Raw genomic sequence first — 23,895 nt, 5'->3', positions numbered from 1 at the left:
CCTGGCTATTGGAGATTGCACGGGAACGGTGAATAATGCGGGCATCGTGCTATCACCGGGGGATGTATGGACGGAAGACGACGTGCCGCGATTGTGACGCTATGCGGGTTCGGACTCAGCTGCTACGGCCGCGCTGGAAGTGCTCAAGTGAGCGAGGCAATGGCAAATCTGTCCGACCGGGTGAAGGCGCTGGCGGACTATACGGCGCTGCGCGCCTACGGCGGTAGTGCGCAGGCGGTCTATGTCACGGGGCCGCTCGGTGCGGGCCAGTCAAGCGGTATCGCCGGCAGCTTTGTCGGCGATGACAGCGACACCACCAGCGCAGACAACGGCGGTACGATCATCGTGGCGGCGAATGGGCGGCGATGGAAGCGTCAATATCGTGGCGCTATCAAAGTAGCTTGGTTCGGGGCGAAGGGGGACGGCGTTTCTGATGACACCACGCCAATCGGGAGGGCTATTGCCTACGCGGTTTCGCTCAATCAGCCGGCCTCCGTCTATTTCCACCCAGGAAAATTCATGACTACGGCGGGAATTACTGCGAACCCGACGCTTGACCGGAATCAGCTCGTTACAAGGCTGACGCTGTTTGGCGATGATGGGCACCGCGCGTATGATAGTGGTGCCGATATGCCTGCGTCAATTTCCGCTTCGGGGACGTTTTCCTCTGTCCTTGACATGCGTGCTGTCCAGAAATTCACGATTAAGAATCTCGGATTCAATGCGCCCGCAACTGTCGATAGCATTATCCGCTTTGGGGCGGAGGGCATTGCGAATTCCACACAGATCCCTCGCGTTGGTTCCATCACCGGCTGCCTATTCTACGGCGCGAAACGCTGCTTAGATGGCTACCTGACCAGTGGCTTTAGGATCATTGGTTGCAATGTAAGCCGAGCCACGACAAACGGTGTGCGGCTGAATGCGTGCGGCGATTGGGAATCTACAGACAACTTCTATAATAACATTGGCCCTTTATTGAGGGGTGGTGTTGGTTCGAATTACTATGATGGTGCCGCATTTCTTGCTTATGGCGGTGGCGGCAATAACAATTTCCGCGGCGGCAAAGTTGAGGTTAACAGTAAAGGTTTGCTGTTCGACAACGTTCAGGGCGTAAATATCTCAGGAGTTCAATGGGATAAGAACAAGGAATTTGCCCTCGCTATTGGCGGAAATCAGAACACCGCTAGGAAGACCACCAATCTCGGTTATCAGCCACGCTCATTCTCCGTATCGAATAGCCGGTTCATCGCCTCAGGGTGGGATGCGACTTACGGGTGTCATATCCTTCTCTCCAATAGGGGAAATGATTCTGAATTGGCGCTCTCGATAATCGGGTGCACATTTGCGCGGGGTGGCCAAAATGCGACCGATCTCGATATGACTGCATCCGGCATTTATGGCGCCGGTCCGGTCCGCTGCATACGCGCAAACAACGATGGCATGGGAACCAGTTCAATCTATGTGTCAAGCGCTGGGAATTCTTATAACGGGGGTGCTACCGCATATTCGTTTGAATCCTATACTGCCAATACCGTCTTCGATTCGGGCGGCGGCGATCACTTCGATCTGCCATGCATCAACCAAGGCACAGGCAGCGAGCGTCGCGGCACAACCCGCCACGTGTATGTGAGCGTGACGTGGACACCTGGCGATATCGCAAACGGCGCTATGGTTCAGTCCCCTGTGGCGGCGCTCGCAAATGTTGGCTTTGGTACGCCACTGCGTGTGGCGGCACCGTCGAGCCTTTCAGGGCTGTTCGCGGAGGCTTATGTGACCGGCAAGGGAACTGGCGTTATCCGCCTGCTGAACCAAACCGGAGCCACCGTACCGGCACCAGGCGGTACGTACAGAATCTCGTATGAGGTAGACAAATGGCTCTGATCCGTTACACCCTTGATGCAAGAGGGACCCTGGTCGACGCCCGCGGCCGAGGAGTGATCGTACCGGCGCCACTTCTGCGCCACCTCAGAACCCGTGGCCGGCGATGGCCGTGTGTGAGCTAGGCGCGCGGACAGTACTTGAAAAGATGTTGATCTGCCCAACCTCGGCCGCCAACCGTCATACGGATGAGCTGGCAACCTGAGGGCACCAACAGCAGTTCCCGCTTGACCGTGATCGCCTAGCTAAATTTGGCGCCGAGCGCATACTAGGCTCGCCCTGCGAGCAGTCGGATCAGCGGATCCGGGCGCCATGCCTCATTGATTGGCCACCCATACTCCAAGTTAGTGAGACAGATCGCACAGATTCCCGGAACTTCACTACTCCCTCAGAAACCGCGCAATCCCTTACGTGGAGTCAGGAGGTTGCCGAAGAACGGCTCAATGGCAGCACATGGCGTTCGTGACTTAATGACTTCAGCGGCGACACACCAGGCGCAATACATCTGACGCAAGAGGTAGGGTTGCCGCGTCTTCCAGCATGCTCCGTTCCGGTGCCGTTCCGCTGGCTCCCAGCGTCGCAAGAAGGTCACCAGAGATTATCAGGCACCCAGGGAGCATGCAAAAGCCTACTATGGACAACAGCTAAGGGAATAAGAGCTTGCACCGGATGGAACTAGGCCAAACCTGGAATCTCGTCAGCCCAAAAAACGCCATCATAATTCGAAAAAACTGCCTCTTCGCTATAGAGTTCGCGAAAAAAACCCTTTGCATCCTCCGACATCTGGTTATTAATTTTCAAATCCGTTAGTTTGATCAGCCACGAATCGAAGTCCTCCACATTATCTTCTATAAAGCAATGGATACCGTGTTTAACCGGAATGCCTTCGACGCCAATCGCGGTACTAACCAGTGGCAGCCCTTGAGCGAATGCATCAAGAGCCTTCAGCTTCACCCCACTACCGAAAAGTAGTGGCACGATCATGGCACAACAGCCAGACAAAATCGGCGCAAGATTTTCGACATAACCAATCATACGCACACGCCCACCGAGCGAATCCACCTTACTCCGCAATCTCTCACTTGGATTTTTCCCTATAATTATTAGCTCCGAATTCGGCAACTTCTCAATAAGCTTCGGAAAGGCCGTACTCAAAAAATTATACAGCGACACTTCGTTGTGAGGAATATTTAGAGAACCCAGAAAAACGAATTTCGGCTGTCCATCAAATCGTCTTTCCATGGTTACGGGCTGGCGCACCCATGGCCTAATGACATCCACTTTGCGCCGAATCTCCGTGGAAAGCTTCTCTGCCTCCTCATCATTAAGTAAGATCGCCCGATCGAATTCTATCGATTGCGCGCACTCACTGCGTGCAATTCTTCTTTTCTCAAATGAAAGTAAGTGTGTCTGCAACCTCACACTATTCTCGACGAGACGCCTAGCAAAAGTCGGGATAAATCTTCCGAAATTCCCAAATATGCTATCACCCAGTGACATACCCACCTCTATCTGCTCACTCATACGGGCGTATCGAACCGAAAACAAATCGTCCAGATATAGTAGCGAAATCCAATCAGATTTCGGGCGGCGATATTGTCCAAAACGGACAGTATCAAAAAGCACTATAGTTGGCCCAAGCTGCTGCAGCTTTTCATGTAACTCCTTGCTCGCTCTGCGAGACCAAAAAACTGACTCCTGCAAGCTCTTCTTTCTAACTATAACCGAATGATAAATTACATTTACCAATTTTCTGTAAATACCCGGCGGCTTAATGTAATGCACGTTCCGCTGCAGCAATCCACCTTCCGATGGCAGAGACTCATCGCGATCATCCAAAATCACCCAATGAACCGACTCCGATCCGAAACGCTTCAGAAAATACCGTAGCAACCCATTGATAACTACCTTCTTCCCATTATCAACGGGGAATGGAAATAGGTTGGAAACAATCACTATCTTCTTTCCGCTCATGTCAACCCTCCTTGCTCAAGCGATATAATAAAACTAACGCCTCGCAAAAATTAAGACCATTAATCTCTTCCATTTTCCTTCTTCCAGCCGACACCAGCTCATCTCGAAGATGCGCACTATCCAGTAGCTGAGAAATAGCAGAAGAAATAGACTCAATCGAGTTTGGATTCACCTCGAGAACAGCACCCGCACCAATCTCGTTCATTGGCGGCAGATTTGAAGTAACAACGGGTAGGCCGGCAGTGAAAGCCTCAATAATTGGCAACCCATAACCCTCTTTCAGACTAGGAAATAGCATCATTTCTGCGCGGCGCAGGTAATTGGCCACTTGATCATCCGAGACCCACCCTGGAAAGATTACTTGATCAGACGCGAATTCTTGTGCAAGTTCAGAATCGGACGGGAGTCCGAGAACAATCAAGCAAATATCTTGTCGCTTAAGTGATCGAAAAGCTTCGATTGTTAACCTCGAATTCTTGTGTGGAGACGTTCCACCAATATGCAGCACGATACGCCGAGTGCCAGCCGATTCCTCATCTCCCTGTTCAGTCAAATGCAGACGGACCGTTTCCGCTGGCGTGTACATCACCATAGGCTTAATACCAAACGATCGCGTAAGAGCGCCTGCCGAAGCGTGACTGACCGTAACGACCTTCGGTGCACGCCATCCGATCCATCGCATAAGCAGTCTTCGGTATAGATTTCCTAAATTTTGATATAGGCCAACCCCGAGAGACTCTTCGAATATCAAGTCGTGTACCGTAACAACAGAAGACCTCGGTGAGGAAAAAATACTGATTGTATTGTATGGAAAATGAGTAACATCGGCGCCGATTCGTTTGCTTAACAAAGGAACTACAACTTGCTCCCACAGTGGGTAAGGCAGACGAGGTCCATTCACTACCTTTATTCTATTGAACGCGGGAATATTTAGATGAAGCGAGCCGGGCAATGCAACATAGACTTCTAGCCACTCTGGAGAATAGCGATCAAGGGCATCCACCACCTCTCTCATATACCGGCCGAGGCCACGTGGCTTATCCAGCCAAAAACCATCTATCAGGAGTCGCAACGAAGTATCGTGCTTAGGCATGATTTAACATCCGCGAGCGCTTGACAAGTCTCGAGGATTTCTTCTCAAAGATTTGACTCAGTGTTAGCCCTCCGAGCCAAAAAACAATGAACGGCAGAGTTCTCACCAAAATTTCTGTAACAACAGATCCCGTGAGAGTATACAAAACGCTGTGAAACCAAATCATAATAAAAAAAGCCCTTGCATATAATGTACGTTGACGCATAGCAAGCGCCCAAAGTAAGTTCAGTAGGATGACCCCTAAAACAATCCCCAGCCCGACAGCAGTCTCCCCGCCGAGAATATAGAAATCACCAAATATTGTTACAGTCAACTCCCAAATATAGGAATAAACATCCCCACCATAATATTGAGCAGTGACCTCTCGCCCCAGCGATGGAGTAAACCCCTCATATCCTTGACCAAAATATTTATCAAAAACATCAAAAGCGAATCTAAAAACGGAGTCCGAACTCAACGCACTACCAGCATCGTTTACAACGACGTGCAATCCAAACTCACTTGTCGCAGTAAGCCTTTCCAGCAGACCGAGAGCCGCCTCAATCAGGTCGTGCGCGCCATACACAATCTTGAACAAGAAAAGCGTTATCAGGAGAATAGAAATTCCTGCAATAGCTGATATTGCAAAACTCAGTCTCTTTCCACTACAGCGGCGTCCCAATATAATAAGAACCCCAGCCCAAAGAACAGCACCTTTACCACCAGTAAGCGAGTACGAAATTAGTAGCCAGATAAAAAGAAGCCAATCGATTGCCTTAACTCTCTGTGACAATGCGAACCACGCGGCAACGTAGATAATAAGAAATGGCACATAAATCTTAATAATCTTGAACGCGATGCCGGATTGCATAAATTCCATTCTGGCAACATCGGGATCACTTGAAAGCAGTGGAATACCTGCCACCGCATAGTGGAAAACGGAAAATGCCACTGTTATCGCAACAACCGAACGGACAAAAACTCTACTTTCAATCTCTACGAGAGATACACCCCGGAAGGGAGATCGACGGCGCCTCAGCTTATTCCAGAGCATCCATAGGAGAAGGAAGCCGACCCAGATTGAAGTGAAATACACATCTACGCCATGCGCAAGCGTCCGAGCGCTGTTAGCGAAAGCACCAATCATAAGCATCACCGCGATAAGTAGCGGTATTGCTAGTGGTGGGGAAGTTCTGTTACTTGGTACTTGCATAGTTAGCTCGCAGGCTTAGCGAACCATCCGGCAATACGACCCCTCGCGATAGCTAGTTGCAATCTCACCGCTTGACGATCATTCCTAATAACTCCAATTGCAGCTCGAATAAGACATGCCGTTAATGACCTGAGCACGAAGTGCAACGAATAGTCGTGCTTTCGGAATACTCGACCCGCTCCGGGCGCATACAGCGCTGCCCTGCGGATGGCTTCGTCGGTAACCGCACTACCTTCGATTTTTACGGGGTGGTATAAAAGAATAAGCGGGTCAAAGATGATCTTGAACCCCCGGTCAATGCAACGGATGAGGTAGTCGGTTTCCTCTCCAGATTGCCAAGGTGTTTCAGATCCAACGCCAAGTGTTTCATCGAATTCTCCAATCTCTTTCACAACCGGCGCTCGCAGGAAGATCGTGAAAGAAATTGCATTTCTCCACACGCTAGTTCGATCAAGCGTCAGCCCCGTTTTAGACCAGGCTCGTTCACTCCGCCCAACTTCATCTGTGAAACGACCCACCACGCCATCGATGCTTGTGTTCTTGCTGAGAACTGAACTTACCTCTCTAAGGGTATCTTGCGAATACCAGCAATCGTCGTCCGGAAAGGCGATAACCTCGCCGATGGCGTGCCGTAAACCAACATTTCGTGCTTTAGATAGCCCTGGCGACGACCGCAAATGCAAAATTCCATCTATTCCGGAGTTTTCTATAATCGATACAAGCCTATCATCCTCGTTCTGGTCAACGACAATTAGTTGAAAATTCTGATGTGTCTGGAATTTAAGACAATTTATGAAATGCGCCAATTCCTTAGTGCGGCCTTTTGTAGCCAAAACTAGTGAAATTTTCATACCTATACCCGCACTTTCTGTAACGCCTGTAGGCCATTGCTGTTGGAGGCTATTCCTCCAAAATTTACTACCTTCGATCCATGCAGCGTCGCATCGTAGATGTCTCGATTCTTTCCGTAAGAATTATCATAGAGCGTGACCGACTTCCCTACTAAAGCAGCACCAATTCCAACATGAAGTCGATTGGTGTTGATATGATTCGCCGAGCTCAATATCTTGAGAAATCTGGATGAAACAAGATCACATTCTTCGCGCGAATAGTAGTTAGATCCATACAAGTTCGATAAGTCTTGAGCTGCCACGCCAACCTGATCAGGTGGAGCTTCACCATCGACGCGAAATATATTTAACGCCCCAGTGTCGCTAGGAACCACTCCCTTCGTGCGGTACATCCATAATAAATATTTAGCAAGTGTCTTTGGTCTGCTCGCAAGGTGCAGGGCAAGATTTGATATGCCTTTAATTCTATTCGCTCGCAGGTATAAATCATTCACTCTTATCCTAAAGGCCATATCTGGACAGAAAAATGATCGAACATTCGGAGCGTTACTGCGAACCCAATTCAGACTCCGATGCTCACGGCACACAAGCGTAAAGCGATCATCGAGACTCCCAAGCAATTCAACATTACCTCTAATTGTATGGGGAAGAACCAAAGCGGCATGCACACCTACACGAAGACACCTTTCAATAAAGGCGGCACATTCACCATAATTCGGCACAAAATTACCGCCCCCGGAATATATAACGGTCATTCCATCCCGGAGTGAATTCAATTTTATTGTCCGTGGCTTTACACCAATATCATCAAAGAACTGCCACATTCCAGAGGCAATCAGTGCGTCTCCACCGTTCCCCTCATTTGGCACATAATAGACATCACCTTTAGCTCCATCGACCAAGCCCTTAACTACTTTTTCCAACTCCAACCATTCTGTCGGATCCACGATTCTGCTTTTCTCTTTCATAATTTAAACTCCAAACATTGCTTTATGTTTGATTCGCAATAGAGGGCGCAGATCCGGATCGATCCAGTCCATTAAATAGTGCGCGACGAACATCGATATGAGCGTCGCCAGTGCGGCCCCTTGAATGCCCTGCTTCGGAATTAGTACGAGATTCAATCCCGCATTCAGAAGGGCGGCAACCACCGTTCTGAACGCTATCTTTCGTTGCAATCCCTCAGCAATAAGATACCTGGCTGACACAGAGCCAAGCGCAAGCCAGCTCGAAGATAGCATCACTAGCCATAGCACATCAGATGCACCTAAAAATGCCTTACCAAATGTGTGAATTATTAGAGGTTCTGCCACAAAGAAACTTATAGCAGAAATGGTGATTGAGGCCCAAAATACCAAAGCGAAGACCTGGGCAAGGCGCTTTTTGAATTCGCCCTCATCTCTAGCCTTCGCGTTAAGAAGCGCCGGAAATAATGATATGGAGAGAAGATAGGGCACATTCGCCCAACCTTCGTAAATCTTTATCGCCGCAGAATATATCCCTACGTCGTGTTCACCAAGCATTACACGTATCATCACCTGGTCCAATCGCATGTAAATGGTGACAGCAAGTGCCGTGACAAGGAGTGGCCAGGACTTGGATACGAGGTACCTCGCTAGCTTAATGGCGTCGGAAATTCCAGAGAATTTGATGCCTAAATTCCTGGCCTGGTATAAATATAATGCGGAAAGAAAGATGTGATCAACGGATGCCAATATACAAAATAACGTTAGATCAGCACCACTGACGACGGCCAGCACCTTAAGACCCGAGGAAGCGACTATCACCAGACTCTTGCAGAATGCCACGCGCTTCGCCATTAGGCGCGAATAGAGTACCTGCTCAATGACAGCAAGGGGCTGAAGTATTAATATGCCACTGGCGAGAATCTGATATTTTGCGGTGGATTGATCCAGTAGAATTGTGGCAATTGAGACTGAGAGGAGCGCAGCCGTTCCTGCCACCAGGGAAAGCCAGAATGCTGCGGATACGATTCTAGATTTATCGTACTGAGGAACATTAAGCTCTTTGACGAGGATTCCATCGAATCCGAGGCGCGAAAATGCCGCGGCAAATGCCACTATTGAAGTAACATATGTGAAGAGACCAAAGTCCGCAGGCCCGAGATATCGCGCGACATATATTCCAACAACCAGCGCCGAAAATACTCTAAAAAAATACTCGGAAAGGACCCAACCACTATTAGCCGCGTGACGGCGAAACCCAGGATGACGAATGAAGGAAAGCGCTTTGTTCTTTACGCCTCCTATTGTACCGAGCTTCATATTTATGAATCCGAAGACGTCTTTTCACTTTCGGGAAGACGCGTAGCTAAAGCACTTCACCCTTAAGCATTCTGGGCGAAGCGCGAAGGCCGCATACATTTCGTGCAAAACGAGTGCCCCAGTTGGAGGTCGCGATCCGAGCATGACGAAAGCTCTCTCTCCCCACATGCGGCACTGCAGCATTCATCATAGAGAATTTCCAAATCTAGGGATCCCCCATCTAGGGGTAACTGGCATGGCTAAGCACTCAAGCGTCATTTGACGTCACGTACCCGTAGTATGCATACCGGTATCGCCCATATTTGGAGCCGTAGCCATATCGAAACGCACTTGGATCTAGTCCGTTGAATATCACACCCTTAACATCGACGTTCGCATTTCGGAGTTGCTTTGCACTCTCTGCAACCTCGCCAATGGTTGTCTTCTCGAACCGCGTAACCAGAAATACAGTGGCACAACGAGCAGCCAAAATGGCGGAATCTGATACGGCCAAGACGGGCGGCGAGTCGATCAACACCAGATCGTAGCGCTCACTAAAGCCGTCCAGCAAATGAGCGAGGCGATCATTAAGCAACAATTCTGCCGGATTTGGAGGAATGGTGCCCGTGCTAACAAAATCGAGACCGTCAACCAAGTTGTGATGAATTACGTCATCCAGCTTTGCTTCACCGGCCAACACATCAGATAAACCTGGTTTCCGATCCTTCCCAAAATACTGGTTGAGATAGCCTTTTCGCATGTCTGCATCCAACAGCAGTACGCGCTTGCCACCTGCCGCCAATACCGCCGCTAGATTTGCCGACACGAAGGACTTACCCACACCCGGCGTAGGCCCGGACAGCAGCACGCGGTTATTGTCCGCATCCAGTAAGGCGAATTGCAACGCGGTGCGAAGACTGCGCAGGCTCTCGACGGAGGGATCGTTCGGATAGTGATTGGCCAGAAGGTGTTGGCCGGGCTTACGCGAACGGATGTCATCAGTCAGGGCTACCTGCGTCCGAGAAAGAGGAACGGTGGCATAAACGTTCAACCCCGTATGCTGCTCCATATCCTGTGCATCAGTAATACCGCCGTAAAGAACATTGCGTACAAATGCGACGACTATACCCAGGATCAAGCCAAGCGCGGCCGCAAGAGCGATAACAAGAGGTTTCTTGGGCTTAACTGGCTCTTCTGGAATGCGCGCATTGTCTACTAAGCGCACGTTGCCCACCTTACCGGCCTTTACCAGCTTGAGTTGCTGCATATTGTTCAACACGCCGACGTAGAGATCATTATTGACTTGCACATCTCGCATCAAGCGCAATGTATCCTGTTCAAGGTCGGGCAACGTCTTCATTTGCCTCGTCACATCTCCAACCTTTGCGCTTAGTGCGACGATCTGCTGATCCAATGCCTGCAAGGAAGGATGGTCAGGCCTGAAGCGGGTCAACAGCTCCGCGCGCTTCTGCTTGAGTTCGAGCAGACTGGTTTCCGAGGTGACTGCGTCCTGCAAGTAGGCCTTCCCTTCTTCGCTCAGGTTGAACGTCCCTCGCTTGTTACGCATGCTGTTGTACTTGACTTCTGCACGTTCAAGCTCAGCCTTGAGTTGAGGCAGAAGGTCTCCAAGAAAAAGCAGCGACTTCTCGGCTTCGGCGGCCTTGCGCTTGATGTTCTGCGCGACATACTCATCACCGATCTCGTTCAAGATTGCGGCAGTGAGACCGGGATCCTTGCCCTGGAGCGATGCACCGATAATGCCGCTCTGCTTGCCTTTCTCCGCGATCTTCAGGTCGTCCTGAAGATCTTCCAGCGTCTTCAATTTCGAGTTCCTGACGAGAGTGAAAACCGAGCCAGGCTTGGCCTTGAGTTCATTAATCAGCATAGTGATCGTGCCGATTTCCTGCGTTACCTCCAGGGCCTGACCGACAGTCCCTTCGATGGGACTGTCCAGGTCACCCTGCTCCAGCCGAAAGCGACCTTCACCCAGCGAGGTGAGCTTGAACTTTTCACCTTCCAGATCGATCGGTACATTGAACGCTGTAACCTGGATAGCTTCAGTTCCCCAGACATAGCCGCCGATACCAAACAGGCCCGGTTCGGAGAGCCGCTTGGCCCGGCTAGCGATCCACGAGCCAAAGACGGGGAAGTACTTGGGCTTGGCCTCGATATACAATCGAAGATTGTCGACAGCTTTCCCGACCACCATCCTCGAGCGCAGGATCTCGATCTCAGCCGTGGCCTCCGTCTTCACATCGAACAGCGAGGAAACATCCCCCAGCAAGCTCTTGGCACTGTTGGGATTGTCTTCCACCTGCACGAGGATATCTGCTTCGTAAACCGGCCGCGCCAGGAACGCATACGCCACCCCGAGCGCCAATACCACCGCGGCAACGCAGGCAATCAACCGCCGGTTGCCCAGCAGTACATCCAGGTATTTGACAAGATCTATCTCGTCATCCGCTGGCGCGGCAACGGGTACATAGGGAGGGTTTTGATTCATAGGTCAGACTGCGAATTCTGTGGATGCTGGATCGGTTCAACCCAGTGCCCGGATTCGGGGCACCCAGGTCTGCACGCCGTGCTGTATCTGCTGTAAGGCGCGCTCGAAGGCCTCGCGCGGCTGGCGGTATGGGTCGGGGATATCGAACTTGGCGATTTCACCAAGGCGAAAAACCTTACCTGAGGCTGCGGGGTATCGGCGCTGTATTTCATGCTTTTGCTCACTGTCCATGACCAGTATCAGGTCGGCCTGCTTTGCCTGGATGCTGGTTAGTTGCTGGGCACGGTGCTGCGAGATGTCCAGTCCGGACTCACCCATGACTTCGGTGGCAATAGGGTCGGGAGGCTTGCCAACCAGGGCGCCCAAGCCCGCCGAAGCGATATTCACATTCGGCAATGCGTGCCGCAGCAATTCTTCCGCCATGGGGCTGCGGCAAATATTGCCGAGGCAAACGACAAGTACGTGCCGAATCATTTCAGCGCGTTGGCAGTGGAGGTGAAGAAATTCCCGCTCGGGACCAATTGATTGATCACGCGGCTCCAGCGGACGACACCGGCTGCATCGACATACACGACGTCTTTCGGCTTTAGCTCGAACGACTCCGCCAGAGCCAGCGAGACTGGGGACTTTCCATCGAGATGAAAGACATGCGGCTCCCCGTCCAAGTTTCTGCGAATAACGTACAGCTCTTTTGCATCGGCGGAGGTGGGATTCACGCCGCCGGCCTCTCCGATAGCTTCGTTTAATGTCAGCCTTCCGTTGCGGGGAAGCACAGTGGACGGGCGGACCACTTCACCGGTTACAAACACCCTACTATCTTCGCGTTGTTCAACTCGAACAATGTCGCCGTTGCGTAGGAGAACACGACTTGGGTCAATACCTTGTTGTAGCAGCCCTGGCAGGTCGACATAGTAGTTCTTGCCACCACGAGAGATACGAATACGACTGTTGTCGCCCGTGCTCGTATTTACGCCGCCGGCACGATTGAGCGCTTCAACCAACGTCATCGGTACGTCATCGATGTTTTGCGGACCTGGGGTCTTCACTTCACCGTCCATGTATACGCGCTTGCTGCGGAAGGCGAGCACACGCACGGTTACCTGGGGCATGTTGACGACATTCTTGAGCTTGGCGCTCAACTCCCCGCGGATTTGGTCAGGCGTCTTGCCGAGTACGATGAGCACGCCTGCATACGGGAACTGGATCGTGCCGGCGGGACTGACTACATAGCCGGGTACATTGGCTGCGCCGCTGTAGTTGGGAATTTCGTACGTGGACCCAATCGAGTAGGTCTGCGTAGGAAACACCAGTTCAGGGTGATCCCACACCACGATGGAAAGAATGTCGCCAACGCCAACTGTATAGGCCTCAGGCTCACCAAACAATTCGCTCACCGATGCATTAGTCGGCGTGGCAGCAGCCTTCATAGCCCGCACCAACGCCGGCGTAATCTGCGTAACCTTGGGCACCGATTCCGGATCTTCCGGATCGAGCGGGCGCTGCGGATCAAAGCGCATGCCCGGCGCTAGCGCGCAGGATGCCAGCACCGGAATCGTCCCCAGCAACAGCAACGCTCTACGGAAAGACAGAAGGCTTGAAAGCTTGAACACGTCTTGATAATTCCCTTGATACCCGAAAGTCCGCGCTCCTGGCCGTCTCCTGGCTTGGGATTGCTGCGACGAATCCGCTTGTTCAACATGGCACACGTCGGTGCCTTTCCGCTGCGATGAGCTGCAGGGCGGAGATGAACGTTGCGGCGGTGGCGTCTTGATGCCTGCACGCTTGGCTCTTGCAGTGCATCACTGCGCGAAGACCGGCGAAGTGTATGGCTCTTGGGGGTAGATCTTCAAGGCGAAGCGGCCGTTTTTGCCGTGTTTTCTATCCCTACTGAAGAGTGGACCCGACAAAAGTAGGGATGCCCCTAAAAGGGGTAATGCAGAAGAATTTGGTTTGTGTTCATGATGGAGTTTCTTGCCTCTGTTTGTATGTTGTCACCCGATTGGGCTAAGCGATTTTTGTCGATTTTCCCGGGGTTTTTCGCGTTTTTCCGCTGGTGCGCAACGGAGCGGCTTGAGGATGGATCGAGCCAACTCATCGTCCGATTGCGCTGGCCACGCGTCGGCCATGTAGGGGCCATGCATGGCTTTCACTTCCCCACCAAGGGAGGGATCAAATAACTTGGGAGGGACTTCCCCGGCGATGCGAATTCGTGCTTGCGTGGAGATGAATAAAAGGCTTTGCAGTTAGATCTAAAACATCATGTTGTGATGTATTATTGCTGCGCTCTGTTTGGCATTGCCGATTGCCATGACCTTAAAAAACGGACCTCTGACTTTCGTTTGGGTGCTGCATGCCGCTGCGAATGCTGGACGCAATACGCTGGTTTGCTCTCCTCTTCCATGCAGTGGGTGAGGGGCGGGCGCTCGCTCAACGTGATGCGCCTCGCGCTTTGCGCAGGCCCGCCCTCTCCCCCAACCCCTCTCCCGCCGTGCGGGAGAGGGGAGCTACGGCAGCGCTGGGATTGGCCCAGCGTTGGCTGGAATTAGCCCAGCGATGCATCGACCCACACAAAAATCGGATGAACCTAAAAATCAAATGAACCCAAAAAAAAGGGTGTAGGCGCGGGGAGTGCCTACACCCTATCGGGAATTAGCAAGGGGTCACGCTTGCTGGTGCTGATTATTGGTGCACATGTCTATTACAGTTACCCCGCTAAGGTAGGTGCCACGCTTAGGTGGGGATAGGAATGTGCTGTCGCCGTCGATATGGCATTCGTGGCCGGGCGGGGCATGCCTTTGTCCAGACATTCGTACCCTGCGCCGGGGTGGGTCCTACCAAGGCGGGGTACCGACGCTGCGTTTGCCTAACGAGAATGGTTCGCTGTTGCACTGGTTGTCACCTTGAAGGGCAGAAGCAGATGCTGGATTCAATCGAAAAAAACCTGGCGGCCGATGCGGCGGTGTTTGCATCGGGCGAGGCGTGGATCGAGGCGCATCTGACGCCGTCGGGCTGGGTATATGGCAGCTACAAGGAGGAGGATGCGCACCCCGTCTTGATTCCGGCGCCCGGTGAGTCCGTGCTGACGGTGCGGCGGCACTATATAGTGAGCGGCGCGACCGCACCCCGGCGGCTTAGCGAGATCCGCACGACGCGCGCGGATTCTGCCCGGGAGATCATTCGCTTGCTGGAGGCCTACGGCGAGCCGCATTTCAATATCAAGACGCGCCAGGTGCCGAGAGTCCCCGGCGTAACGTTCTGACTGGCATTGTCTTGTTGCCTTGCCTCCCCGCCCGATCACGGCGGCGGGCATGCCCGGCCTTAGCCCCGACCATAGCCCCGACCTTAAGCGCCAGAACCTAGCCCGAAAGGATGACGGGCTAGGGCAAACGGTGAATTGACGGCCTATGCTCGGGCGCTACCATCGAATTAATCTGGCTCGATCTTCTTGGCTACGGCCTGTCCAGCCGGACACAGCAGGGAAAGCGCCTCTGGCTGCATGCGTATACACTGCCGGTTCTCCGCGGGGGACAGGGTCCTGCGAGTGCCGCGCCGGGAGCGCGATTTTGCGGCGTAGTCTAGCCTGCGCGGCCGTAACAACGAGACAAGACAATAAAATCATGAAAGTTTCGACCACCAACGTCCTCAATATCCTGGAGCAGGGCGAAATCACTGCCGTCCGGGATCTTGCGCGCTACATCTCGCATCCTCGCGGATTTGTTCTGCTTCGCACTGCCTTTATCGCAATGGCCGCGGTGGCCGTGCTGTGCTTTGCGGCGAGTAGCTTCCATCTCGATGGTTTTGAGAACGTGGGGATTGGCGCGGCTGTGGTGGCCGCGCTGCTGCTGCTTGGGGAGCGCCGCTGGTTCGGTAACCGCGACGAGGTGGTGGTGCCGGCTGAGCTGCTTGCGGTGCTGCGCGGGCAGCTTCGCCAGGAGATGTTTGGCAAGCTGGAGGAGGTGGCGAGGCGCCTGACCCATGATGGCCCCGGGGATGGGGTGATCCGGGTTCGCACCTTGTGGCAGTTCCTGTCGGAATCCGTGGCCAGCGATACGCTCAAGCGCCGGGATGCCCGCCGGCCTGCCAAGGAATCTCAAGCGGGCTGAGTTCCGGCACGCACAGCCCGGGTGGCCTGGCATCCTTATATCCGCGATGAGCACGCGGCTTGCCCGCGGCGGGCCACGCAGGCAGCACGGCGAGGATTTCCGTAGGGTGGAGGATCCTTATCCTTACCCAGCCGCGGCCTTCTCTGTCGACCGGGCCGAACAATTCTTCTGCGGGAAAGCGCCGATCTGGCGTGCTGCATCGCCTCTGACCCTTCCTCCTGATACGTCGCCAGCGTGCCCGCGTGCGAGTGGACTCGCGCTACATGGGTCGTCTGAAGCACACCGGGAGTTTCAGTATAAATTAGGCATATTGCTGTTTTACACTGAAACCACATCTTGCTAACGGCTGGCATCGGCGATGCAGATTCTCGGCATCGTTGGTCTCATAGGGATAAGGCGGGGAGAAAATCCCCCGCCTGTGAACTCCCCCGAAGCTACTCCGAATATGCCTGGAACTGGATGGAAGCAGGTGACGAGCGACCCGCCGCTATGCGTCGCCGCGCCCGTCCTCCCCATGCTCCGCCGCGAGTTCGCTCAGCACCAGTATTTCTTGCGCCAGTCCGGTCGCCAGTGAGAGCAGAGGGCCCTGGATGTCTGCGACCAGATCACCGAATGTTCCGGCGGCGGCGCTGTCGCGGGTCATGAAGAGTAGCGCGTAGAGTTGTGCCGCTTTTTCGCCGGCGAGGCTCAGCGGGCTTTCGCATGGGGTATGGGCGGTCACGAACATGTCCGCGCCGGAATGTTCGGCTGTGACGCCGTAGCGGCTGTGCCTAAACATGGGCAGCCTCCGTCGCGGTGGCGTTCCGGTGTGCGTGGGCGAGTGGACTAAGGCGAGTCAGGCGTTGCCCGGAATGGGCGAGCGAAGATTGGGGCATGAGAGTGCCTCCTACGGTAGCGAATCGAACTCCGCTCCCCGCTGCTATTCGGGGTGGGCGGGCGCAAGGCCGGGTAGCAGACCGGAACGTAGGTGCCGGCGAGCCCGAAGGCTCCCCAACCCAGGCCCGCCCATAGGGGCGTGCGAAGGCACCGGACGTGAGAATCCCGCCTAGCGGCGGCCGTCCGTCTACGTACTTCGGGCTGCTATTCCCGATCGCTGTTGTTGCAGCGACCCGGAGAGTATACCCCGACCAGAACCCGGAGAGAAACGTCGGCTGGACCGCCCCAGCCCCCTGGGCGGCAGCGCTTGACTTCCCGCCTCCCGTTCTGTAATTTCTGTCTACACAGAAATTACAGAACGAACAGGTGGCGCGATGAAGATCTTGGTGACCGGGGCGAGCGGGCTGGTGGGATCGGCGCTGGTGGCCCGTTTACTGGCCGAGGGGCATCACGTGGTGGCGCTGGCGCGCCGGCTCGATGCGCTGCCCCGTCATCCACGGCTTCACCGCGTCGCGGCGGACTTGTCCACCTGGACCACGCCGGCGCATTGGCTGGCGGCCTTGCGCGGTGCCGATGCTGTCGTCAACACGGTGGGCATTTTTCGGGAAACCGCGCTGCAGCATTTCCGGGCATTGCACGTGGATATGCCGCTTGCCCTGATGCGGGCCTGCGAGCGGGCTGGCGTGCGGCGCGTGGTCCAGCTATCCGCGCTGGGCGCGGCGGCGGATGGGGCTACCGCCTACTGGCGCAGCAAGGGCATGGCGGACGATGCCTTGCGCGCTAGCGCGCTGGACTGGGTGATCGTGCAGCCGTCGCTGGTGTATGCGCCGTCTGGCCGCAGTGCCACATTGTTCCGGCGCTGGGCGGCGTTGCCCTTGCTGCCGGTGCCGGCGGATGCCGGGCATGTGCAGCCGATCCATATCGACGACCTGGTTGCGCTGCTGCTGCGGGTAGTGCGCACTGACTGCGCGGGCCGGCGCACGGTGGCGGCGGTTGGGCCGGTCCGGCTGCGGTTTGGCGACTGGCTTGGCGCCCTCAGGGGCGGCATGGGGCTGCGCACAGCGCGGGTGCTGCGTGTGCCGGGCTGGATGGCCGGCCTTGGGGCGCAATGCCTGGCGAGGCTGCCGGGCAGCCTGGCCGATGTCGACAGCCTGGCCATGCTGCGCACCGACAACAGCGCCAGCCCGCACGCCGCGGCCACCTTGGCCGCGCGGCGCTTGCACGCGCCGGCCGGCTTTGCCACCGCTGCCGAGCGGCTGCCTGCCTTGCTGTTCTGGACCCTGCTGGCTGCCCGGCTGGCCATTGCCGCGGTCTGGCTGGCCACCGCCTTGGTCTGTTTCGCGGATCTGGCCGCGGGCACGGCCTTGCTGCGCGAGGCGGGGCTGCCGCCGGCCTGGCGCGCGCCGCTGGTGTGGCTGGGCGCGGGGCTGGACCTGGCGCTTGGCGTGCTGGTGCTGTGGCGCCCCACCCGCGCGGTGTGGGCCATGCAGATGGCGCTGGTGCTTGGCTATACCGCGCTGATCACCTGGCTGGCGCCGGCGTGGTGGGCGCATCCCTTCGGGCCGGTGCTGAAGAACCTGCCAATGCTGGCGTGGTTCGCCCTCTTCCTGCAGCTCGATGCCGATGCCCACGCCGGGAGCGACACCAACATCGGCACCAACATCGGCATCGACACCAGCGTCGGCCGGCAAGCCACCGCATATGGACCAACCGAGGAGCAAGCATGACCTACCTGACCGTCAAGTGGCTGCATATCTTGTCCGCCACCTTCATGTTTGGCACGGGCTTTGGCACCGCCTTCTATCTGTTCTTCGTGAACCGCAGCAAGAACCTGCAGGCCATGGCGGTGGTGACCCGCTGGGTGGTGCGCGCCGACACCTGGATCACCGCGCCGGCCGTGGTCTTTCAGCCGCTGAGCGGGCTTTACATGATGCATGCGGCGGGGTATCCGCCTTCGGCGTCCTGGCTGTGGATCTCGCTGTCGCTCTATGCGCTGGCCGGGGCTTGCTGGCTGCCGGTGCTGTGGCTGCAATGGCGGATGCGCGATATGGCCGGGCAGGCTGCGCAGGCATGGCAGGCATCAGGCGGCACAACCGATGCCGCCGATGCCGCCGGGCTTGCGCCGCGCTACTGGCTGTATGAGCGTATCTGGGTGGCGCTGGGGTTTCCGGCGTTCGGCGGCTTGCTGGTGGTGTACTGGCTGATGGTGAGCAAGCCGGCCTGACCCACCCGGAAGCGGACGGGCAACCTTAGCCGATCCGTCTTTGGTAGGATGGCCAATCGCCACGGATTGAGATGCGTGCTGACAATGCCCCAGATCGACCTGAGAACGACTGTCTTGCTGTCAGCGGTGATGTCGGCCCTGATGTCGGTCGTGCTGTTGTCGGCGTATTACAGTTTCCCGCGGTCGATCAAGGGAATTGGGCGTTGGGTCAGCGGCTCGCTGCTGCTGATCGTTGCGCCGGTGCTGTTCTGGTTGCGCGATATCGCCCCGGACTGGCTCTCCATCGTGGTGGCCAACTGCCTGGTGATGGCTGCCATGGCCCTGTGGATGCTCGCCGTGCAAGCGTTCTACGGGCGGCCGCAAACATGGCGGTCCGCCGCCGCGCTGACGGTGCTGGGCACGCTGCTGCTGGCCTGGTATGCGCTTGGGCAGCCGAACTATGTGGCCCGGGTGACCATCGTGACCTTTGTCGCCGGGATCTTCTACGTCGCGCAATGCGTGCTGATCGTGCGCTATGGCGAACGCCATTTCAGCACCTACTTCTTTGGCACCCTGATGATCGACCAGGCGCTGGTGGTGGAGCTGCGTTTCGTCACCAGCCTGTTTGCCGGGATGACCAGGCAGTCCTTTTTTGCCCCCGGGGACGTCATCCAGATCATCTACCTGAGTTCCAACACCCTGATGGACCTGGCCTTGTCGGTCGCCTTCATGCTGGTGATCACGCGGCGCCTGCACGTGGAACTCGACATGCTCTCCAGGACCGACCCGCTGACGCTGCTGCTCAATCGCCGCGCCTTGAATGCGGCCGGCCAGGAGGCGCTGGAGCGCATGGCCGAGGACGGTAGCGAGATGGCGTTGCTGTTGATCGACCTTGACCACTTCAAGCGCGTCAACGACAGCATGGGGCATGCCGAGGGCGACCGGGTGCTGATGGAGTTCTCGTCCATGCTCAAGCGCGAGCTGCCGCCCGGCGCCTGCCCGGGGCGCTTCGGGGGCGAGGAATTCCTGGTGTTGCTGCCGCATACCGGCATGGCGGGCGCGCTGGCGCTGGCGGAGCGCCTGCGGGCTACGTCGTCCCGGTTTTTTGGCGAGCGCGTCACGCATCTCACTATCAGTATCGGCGTGGCCTGCGTGGAAAAATCGGAGACGCGCCTGGACGACGCCATCGGCCGCGCCGATCTTGCCCTGTACCGCGCCAAGAGCGCGGGCAGGAACCGGGTCGAGGCGGTGATGCAAGCGGCCTGAGGGGCCTGAGGGGCCTGAGGGGACGGAGGGGACTAAGAGGTGGCCATCAGGCGAGCAGGCGGCCCAGCGTGGCTACCGCGATGGTGAGTGCGCCAAGTGCCAGGTTCAGGCCGACGGCCTGCCGGATGCGGCCCAGCGCGGTGCCGGCGGCCTTCCAGTCCTGCGCATCGACGCCGCGCCGCAGCGCACCGTAGGGGCCGAAGAACACATAGGCAAAGATCCCGATCATGATCAGGCCAAGGCCGAACATGATGTGCCAGTGGACAGGCGCGGCGGCAAACCCGAGCGCGCCGAGCATGGACAGGCCGCTGATGGCGATCAGCGCGACGGCGCCCCAGACCCAGGCCAGGAACCGCGCGAACACGGCTCGCCACAAGCGCAGCCGCTGCGGCGGCTCCAGCAGGGTGGCCGCCGCCGGGCGCAGGCAGACATAGGCGAAAAACATGCCGCCCACCCAGAGCGTGACGCCAGCGATGTGCAGGAAGCGGAGGACGGGATCGAGGGTCATGGGTTTTTGGATTCTTCGGATTTTTCGGATGACGGGGATGGGCAGGCTCCAGCCGGCGAACCGCGGCGGGGACTGTTGGGGGAATGCCGCATTCTAGCCCCCGAACGCCACTTGTGCCGGCCAAAGCAACGAATAAGACACACATGCCAGAGCAATGGCGTCGGCATAAGCGGAGCGCTCCCCCGCTTCTGCTAACCTACCAACCGGGTCAGTCGCCCACGATGGAACATGGGCAGCCAGGACGGATAGGCCAGTGGTCAGGCTGGTCCGCAAACCAAGAATAAGATACTCATGCGGCACTCTTTAAAGTATCGGGTCGCCTTAGCCACGGCGCTCGTGGTGACATTCATCATCCTGGCGCGCGCGCTGTTTACCCAGTACTACGCGTTCCAGACCCTGGCTGCGCTGCGCCAGGCCCAGCAGGAAACGCTGGTCAAGCTGGTTGCCGAACAACTCGACGAGAAGTTCGAGACGCGGGCGATCGCCCTGCGCCGCCTGGGGCGCCAGCTGGCGCCCATGCTCGGGCAGCCGCCCGCCGACCTGCGGCGCTTTGCGTCGCAGGCCGTATCCATGCCGCAGTTTTTCAATGCGGTGTTCCTGGCCTTGCCTGACGGCGACATGGTGTTCAGTACCGCCGTACCCATCGGGCAACGCATCCACCTGTCGGACCGCGACTACTTCCGCGCGATCCTCAACGGTTCCGAGTTTGCCGTGTCGGACCTGCTGCGCGGCCGGATGAGCGATTCGCCCGGCGTGGTGCTTGCCGTGCCCCTGCGCGGCCCGGACGGCAGGCTGCTGGCCGTGGTTGGCGGCGTGTTGAATTTCTCCGAGAGCAACTTCCTTGGCCAGCTGGCGCACAGCCGGGTTGGCCTGACCGGCGGCTATTGCCTGGTTTCCTCCGGCACGAATCCGCGCTACGCCATGCACTCCGATCCTTCGAAGGTGATGACGCCGGCCAAGGCGCATGGCGAAACCTGCGGCGTTGGCGCGCCGCCCTCCGGGTGGGAGATCCTCAACCCGACGCAGCCCGTGGTGGCGCGTTACCTGCTTGAGTCCAATGGCTGGGAGGTGGTGTCGGTCCTCCCCGCCGACGAAGCGTACGCCCCGCTGTTCGCGGCCCGCCACAAGACGTTCATGATCGCCGGCATGTCGCTGTTGCTGGCCGCGCTGCTGATGTGGCTGGTGATACGCCGCATGCTGGCGCCGCTGGAGCTGCTGCATCGGGTGGTCAGCCAGGTGCCCAAGAATCCTGCCGCACTGGCTGCGCTGCCAACCGGGCGCAATGACGAGATTGGTGAGCTGGCCACCACCTTTGGCGCGGTCATGCACCAGCTCTCCGAGCGGGAAGCCGCGCTGAGCGCCGCCAAGGATCGCGCCGCCGAGAGCGAGAAGCGCATCGAGGCCATTGCCAACCATGTGCCCGACTTTGTCTCGTTCATCGACATGAGCGAGCGCTATGTCTTTGTCAACGAGGCCTACGCGCAGCGGTTCAACCTGCCGGTGCAGCAGATTGTCGGGCTGACGATGCGCGAGCTTTGGGGCACCTCCGTCTACGTGGCATCGAAGCCTTACCTGGAACAGGCCTACCTGGGCGCGTCGGTCACCTTCAGCCTGGAAGGCAAGGATGATGCCGAGTGCATGGAGGTTACCTACCAGCCCGCCTGGAATGACGGCAAGGACACGGTCCAGGGCTTGTACATGTTCGCGCGCAACGTAACCAGCGAGCGCCAGAAGATGCGCAGCCTGGAAGCGCAGACGCTCACGGACCACCTCACGGGCCTGCTTAACCGCAAGGGGTTCGACCGGCGCATGGCCGATGCCATGGCCCGAGCTGGCGCGAACCACGCCAGCGCCGCCCTGTTGCTGGTGGACGTCGACGATTTCAAGACCATCAACGATACGTTTGGGCACGCCGTTGGCGACCAGCTGCTGGCTTCCTTCGCCGAGCGCCTCTCCGCCTGCGTGCGCACTGGCGACGCCGTGGCCCGGATCGGCGGCGACGAGTTCGGCATCGTGCTGGACGACGCACTCAACATCGCAACGCTGGAGCGCATCGCCCAGGCCATCGTGCACGCAGCCCGGCGAGCGCATTTCATCGAAGGCCATACCATCGTGGCGACAGCCAGCGTGGGCATGGCCATCCATTACCCGGACGACGGCCAGACCGCGAACGAACTCTTCATGCGTGCGGACATGGCGCTCTACGAAGCCAAGCGCAGCGGCAAGGCGCGCTACACGCCGCCGCCTGCCTCGAGCAACCGTGCCTAGCGTCAATACGCGTCAATGCGCGACAATACGACAAAGCAACAACACAGCAGCACACTCCCCCCCTGAGGATGACCCCGTGACCGACCCGATCCTGATCCGCCCCGCCGAGCCAAGCGATTTTGAAGCGTGGAAAGTGCTATGGGATGGCTACAACGCCTTCTATGGACGCAAGGCAGAGACTGCGCTGCCGATCGAAATCACCCGCATGACGTGGTCGCGCTTCTTCGACGCTTACGAGCCCATGCACGCGCTGGTGGCGGAGCGCTCCGGCGAATTGCTTGGCCTGGTGCATTACCTGTTCCATCGCAGCACCATCCAGATCGGCCCGAGCTGCTACCTGCAGGATCTCTTTACATCCGAGGCGGCACGCGGCACGGGCGTTGGCCGCGCGTTGATCGAGGCGGTCTACCAGCGCGCCGAAGCCGCCGGCGCCAAGCGGGTCTACTGGCAAACGCACGAGACCAACACGACAGCGATGAAGCTCTACGACAAGGTCGCGGAGAACTCGGGGTTCGTGGTTTATCGCAAGCCGGTTTAGCGTCCTGGATGCATCGGACCTCAGCGGGGGTCGATGCATCGCCGGGCTAAATCCAGCGCTGCCGTAGCTGCGCTCTCCCACGCGGCGCGAGTGCTGTTGTGGGAGAGGGCAGGCGTGCGCAAGAGCGGGGCATATCACCTTGGGCGAGCGCCCGCCCTCTCCCCCGCCCCTCTCCCATTTCATGGGAGAGGGGAGCAAACCAGCGTTGTGCATCTGCCCCGTCATACATCGGACTTCAGCGATGGGGCAACGCATCGCTGAGCTAAATCCAGCGCTGCCGTAGAGCAAACCAGCGTTGTGTATCTGTCCCGTCATGCATCGGACTTCAGCGAAGGGGCAAGGCATCGCTGACGCTAAATCCAGCGCTGCCGTAGCTCC

At 56.9% G+C, this 23,895-nt stretch carries 19 protein-coding genes; 8 read left to right on the top strand and 11 right to left on the bottom strand.

The genetic code is table 11. The annotated features are described in order from the left end of the window. Positions 1-159: 159 nt before the first annotated feature. Positions 160-1,881, top strand: a complete 1,722-nt coding sequence (locus AC1RQK_RS37095) for a putative phage tail protein (RefSeq protein WP_492814412.1) — start codon at positions 160-162, stop codon at positions 1,879-1,881. 672 nt (positions 1,882-2,553) lie between these two features. Here the strand turns inward: AC1RQK_RS37095 and AC1RQK_RS37090 are convergent. From AC1RQK_RS37090 to AC1RQK_RS37050, 9 genes are all read right to left on the bottom strand, one after another. Further along, positions 2,554-3,852, bottom strand: a complete 1,299-nt coding sequence (locus AC1RQK_RS37090) for a glycosyltransferase (RefSeq protein WP_492814410.1) — start codon at positions 3,850-3,852, stop codon at positions 2,554-2,556. A gap of 1 nt (position 3,853) precedes the next feature. Beyond that, a complete protein-coding gene (locus AC1RQK_RS37085; RefSeq protein WP_492814408.1) occupies positions 3,854-4,945 on the bottom strand; it encodes a glycosyltransferase family 4 protein in 1,092 nt (363 codons plus the stop codon). After that, positions 4,938-6,137 (bottom strand): hypothetical protein, encoded by a 1,200-nt coding sequence (locus tag AC1RQK_RS37080; protein ID WP_492814406.1) that lies wholly within the window; start codon positions 6,135-6,137, stop codon positions 4,938-4,940. Before AC1RQK_RS37080 ends, AC1RQK_RS37085 begins: the two co-directional genes overlap by 8 nt. A gap of 2 nt (positions 6,138-6,139) precedes the next feature. After that, the gene (locus AC1RQK_RS37075; RefSeq protein WP_492814404.1) at positions 6,140-6,988 is read right to left on the bottom strand and encodes a glycosyltransferase family 2 protein; all 849 of its coding nucleotides are present in this window, start codon (positions 6,986-6,988) and stop codon (positions 6,140-6,142) included. A 2-nt stretch (positions 6,989-6,990) separates the two neighbouring features. Beyond that, a complete protein-coding gene (locus tag AC1RQK_RS37070) occupies positions 6,991-7,956 on the bottom strand; it encodes a polysaccharide pyruvyl transferase family protein (RefSeq protein WP_492814402.1) in 966 nt (321 codons plus the stop codon). 3 nt (positions 7,957-7,959) lie between these two features. Further along, a complete protein-coding gene (locus tag AC1RQK_RS37065; protein ID WP_492814400.1) occupies positions 7,960-9,273 on the bottom strand; it encodes a flippase in 1,314 nt (437 codons plus the stop codon). A gap of 247 nt (positions 9,274-9,520) precedes the next feature. Continuing rightward, on the bottom strand, positions 9,521-11,755 hold the full coding sequence (locus AC1RQK_RS37060; RefSeq protein ID WP_492814398.1) for a polysaccharide biosynthesis tyrosine autokinase: 2,235 nt from the start codon (positions 11,753-11,755) through the stop codon (positions 9,521-9,523). Between the two features lie 36 nt (positions 11,756-11,791). After that, a complete protein-coding gene (locus AC1RQK_RS37055) occupies positions 11,792-12,229 on the bottom strand; it encodes a low molecular weight protein-tyrosine-phosphatase (protein WP_492814396.1) in 438 nt (145 codons plus the stop codon). After that, a complete protein-coding gene (locus AC1RQK_RS37050; RefSeq protein WP_492814394.1) occupies positions 12,226-13,365 on the bottom strand; it encodes a polysaccharide biosynthesis/export family protein in 1,140 nt (379 codons plus the stop codon). The genes AC1RQK_RS37055 and AC1RQK_RS37050 overlap by 4 nt, the downstream gene beginning before the upstream one ends. A 1,307-nt stretch (positions 13,366-14,672) precedes the next feature. Between AC1RQK_RS37050 and AC1RQK_RS37045 the strand changes: the two genes are divergently transcribed. Continuing rightward, entirely contained in the window at positions 14,673-15,014 is a 342-nt protein-coding gene (locus tag AC1RQK_RS37045) for a hypothetical protein (protein WP_492376326.1), read from the top strand. Between the two features lie 358 nt (positions 15,015-15,372). Then, positions 15,373-15,858 carry a hypothetical protein gene (locus tag AC1RQK_RS37040; RefSeq protein ID WP_492814392.1) on the top strand — a complete coding sequence of 162 codons (486 nt, stop codon included), beginning with the start codon at positions 15,373-15,375 and terminating at the stop codon, positions 15,856-15,858. A gap of 487 nt (positions 15,859-16,345) precedes the next feature. Here AC1RQK_RS37040 and AC1RQK_RS37035 read toward each other — a convergent pair whose 3' ends face one another. Then, a complete protein-coding gene (locus AC1RQK_RS37035; RefSeq protein WP_174426436.1) occupies positions 16,346-16,636 on the bottom strand; it encodes a hypothetical protein in 291 nt (96 codons plus the stop codon). Positions 16,637-17,108: 472 nt separating this feature from the next. Here AC1RQK_RS37035 and AC1RQK_RS37030 point away from each other — a divergent pair, with 472 nt between their 5' ends. From AC1RQK_RS37030 to AC1RQK_RS37020, 3 genes are all read left to right on the top strand, one after another. After that, positions 17,109-18,461, top strand: coding sequence for an NAD(P)H-binding protein (locus AC1RQK_RS37030; RefSeq protein ID WP_492814390.1), 1,353 nt, complete (start codon positions 17,109-17,111; stop codon positions 18,459-18,461). Then, positions 18,458-18,958 (top strand): DUF2269 family protein, encoded by a 501-nt coding sequence (locus AC1RQK_RS37025; RefSeq protein ID WP_492814388.1) that lies wholly within the window; start codon positions 18,458-18,460, stop codon positions 18,956-18,958. Before AC1RQK_RS37030 ends, AC1RQK_RS37025 begins: the two co-directional genes overlap by 4 nt. An 84-nt stretch (positions 18,959-19,042) precedes the next feature. Next, positions 19,043-20,203: a GGDEF domain-containing protein gene (locus AC1RQK_RS37020; protein WP_492814450.1), complete on the top strand. Its 1,161-nt coding sequence runs from the start codon at positions 19,043-19,045 to the stop codon at positions 20,201-20,203. Positions 20,204-20,249: 46 nt separating this feature from the next. Here AC1RQK_RS37020 and AC1RQK_RS37015 read toward each other — a convergent pair whose 3' ends face one another. Further along, positions 20,250-20,711, bottom strand: coding sequence for a CopD family protein (locus AC1RQK_RS37015; protein WP_492814386.1), 462 nt, complete (start codon positions 20,709-20,711; stop codon positions 20,250-20,252). A 291-nt stretch (positions 20,712-21,002) separates the two neighbouring features. Between AC1RQK_RS37015 and AC1RQK_RS37010 the strand changes: the two genes are divergently transcribed. Both AC1RQK_RS37010 and AC1RQK_RS37005 read left to right on the top strand, forming a co-directional pair. Further along, positions 21,003-22,979: a sensor domain-containing diguanylate cyclase gene (locus AC1RQK_RS37010; RefSeq protein ID WP_492814384.1), complete on the top strand. Its 1,977-nt coding sequence runs from the start codon at positions 21,003-21,005 to the stop codon at positions 22,977-22,979. 76 nt (positions 22,980-23,055) lie between these two features. Further along, positions 23,056-23,517 (top strand): GNAT family N-acetyltransferase, encoded by a 462-nt coding sequence (locus tag AC1RQK_RS37005; protein ID WP_416050628.1) that lies wholly within the window; start codon positions 23,056-23,058, stop codon positions 23,515-23,517. The last annotated feature ends 378 nt before the right edge of the window (positions 23,518-23,895 follow it).

It is taken from the genome of Cupriavidus sp. GW822-FHT02D05 (assembly GCF_058802485.1).
This window is presented reverse-complemented; position numbering and strand designations above follow the sequence as displayed.

Bases quoted from the DNA above. Each gene is read 5' to 3' on its own strand.
- AC1RQK_RS37095 (WP_492814412.1), top strand. From the start codon at position 160: ATGGCAAATCTGTCCGACCGGGTGAAGGCGCTGGCGGACTATACGGCG.
- AC1RQK_RS37090 (WP_492814410.1), bottom strand. From the start codon at position 3,852: ATGAGCGGAAAGAAGATAGTGATTGTTTCCAACCTATTTCCATTCCCC.
- AC1RQK_RS37085 (WP_492814408.1), bottom strand. From the start codon at position 4,945: ATGCCTAAGCACGATACTTCGTTGCGACTCCTGATAGATGGTTTTTGG.
- AC1RQK_RS37080 (WP_492814406.1), bottom strand. From the start codon at position 6,137: ATGCAAGTACCAAGTAACAGAACTTCCCCACCACTAGCAATACCGCTA.
- AC1RQK_RS37075 (WP_492814404.1), bottom strand. From the start codon at position 6,988: ATGAAAATTTCACTAGTTTTGGCTACAAAAGGCCGCACTAAGGAATTG.
- AC1RQK_RS37070 (WP_492814402.1), bottom strand. From the start codon at position 7,956: ATGAAAGAGAAAAGCAGAATCGTGGATCCGACAGAATGGTTGGAGTTG.
- AC1RQK_RS37065 (WP_492814400.1), bottom strand. From the start codon at position 9,273: ATGAAGCTCGGTACAATAGGAGGCGTAAAGAACAAAGCGCTTTCCTTC.
- AC1RQK_RS37060 (WP_492814398.1), bottom strand. From the start codon at position 11,755: ATGAATCAAAACCCTCCCTATGTACCCGTTGCCGCGCCAGCGGATGAC.
- AC1RQK_RS37055 (WP_492814396.1), bottom strand. From the start codon at position 12,229: ATGATTCGGCACGTACTTGTCGTTTGCCTCGGCAATATTTGCCGCAGC.
- AC1RQK_RS37045 (WP_492376326.1), top strand. From the start codon at position 14,673: ATGCTGGATTCAATCGAAAAAAACCTGGCGGCCGATGCGGCGGTGTTT.
- AC1RQK_RS37040 (WP_492814392.1), top strand. From the start codon at position 15,373: ATGAAAGTTTCGACCACCAACGTCCTCAATATCCTGGAGCAGGGCGAA.
- AC1RQK_RS37035 (WP_174426436.1), bottom strand. From the start codon at position 16,636: ATGTTTAGGCACAGCCGCTACGGCGTCACAGCCGAACATTCCGGCGCG.
- AC1RQK_RS37030 (WP_492814390.1), top strand. From the start codon at position 17,109: ATGAAGATCTTGGTGACCGGGGCGAGCGGGCTGGTGGGATCGGCGCTG.
- AC1RQK_RS37025 (WP_492814388.1), top strand. From the start codon at position 18,458: ATGACCTACCTGACCGTCAAGTGGCTGCATATCTTGTCCGCCACCTTC.
- AC1RQK_RS37020 (WP_492814450.1), top strand. From the start codon at position 19,043: ATGCCCCAGATCGACCTGAGAACGACTGTCTTGCTGTCAGCGGTGATG.
- AC1RQK_RS37015 (WP_492814386.1), bottom strand. From the start codon at position 20,711: ATGACCCTCGATCCCGTCCTCCGCTTCCTGCACATCGCTGGCGTCACG.
- AC1RQK_RS37010 (WP_492814384.1), top strand. From the start codon at position 21,003: ATGCGGCACTCTTTAAAGTATCGGGTCGCCTTAGCCACGGCGCTCGTG.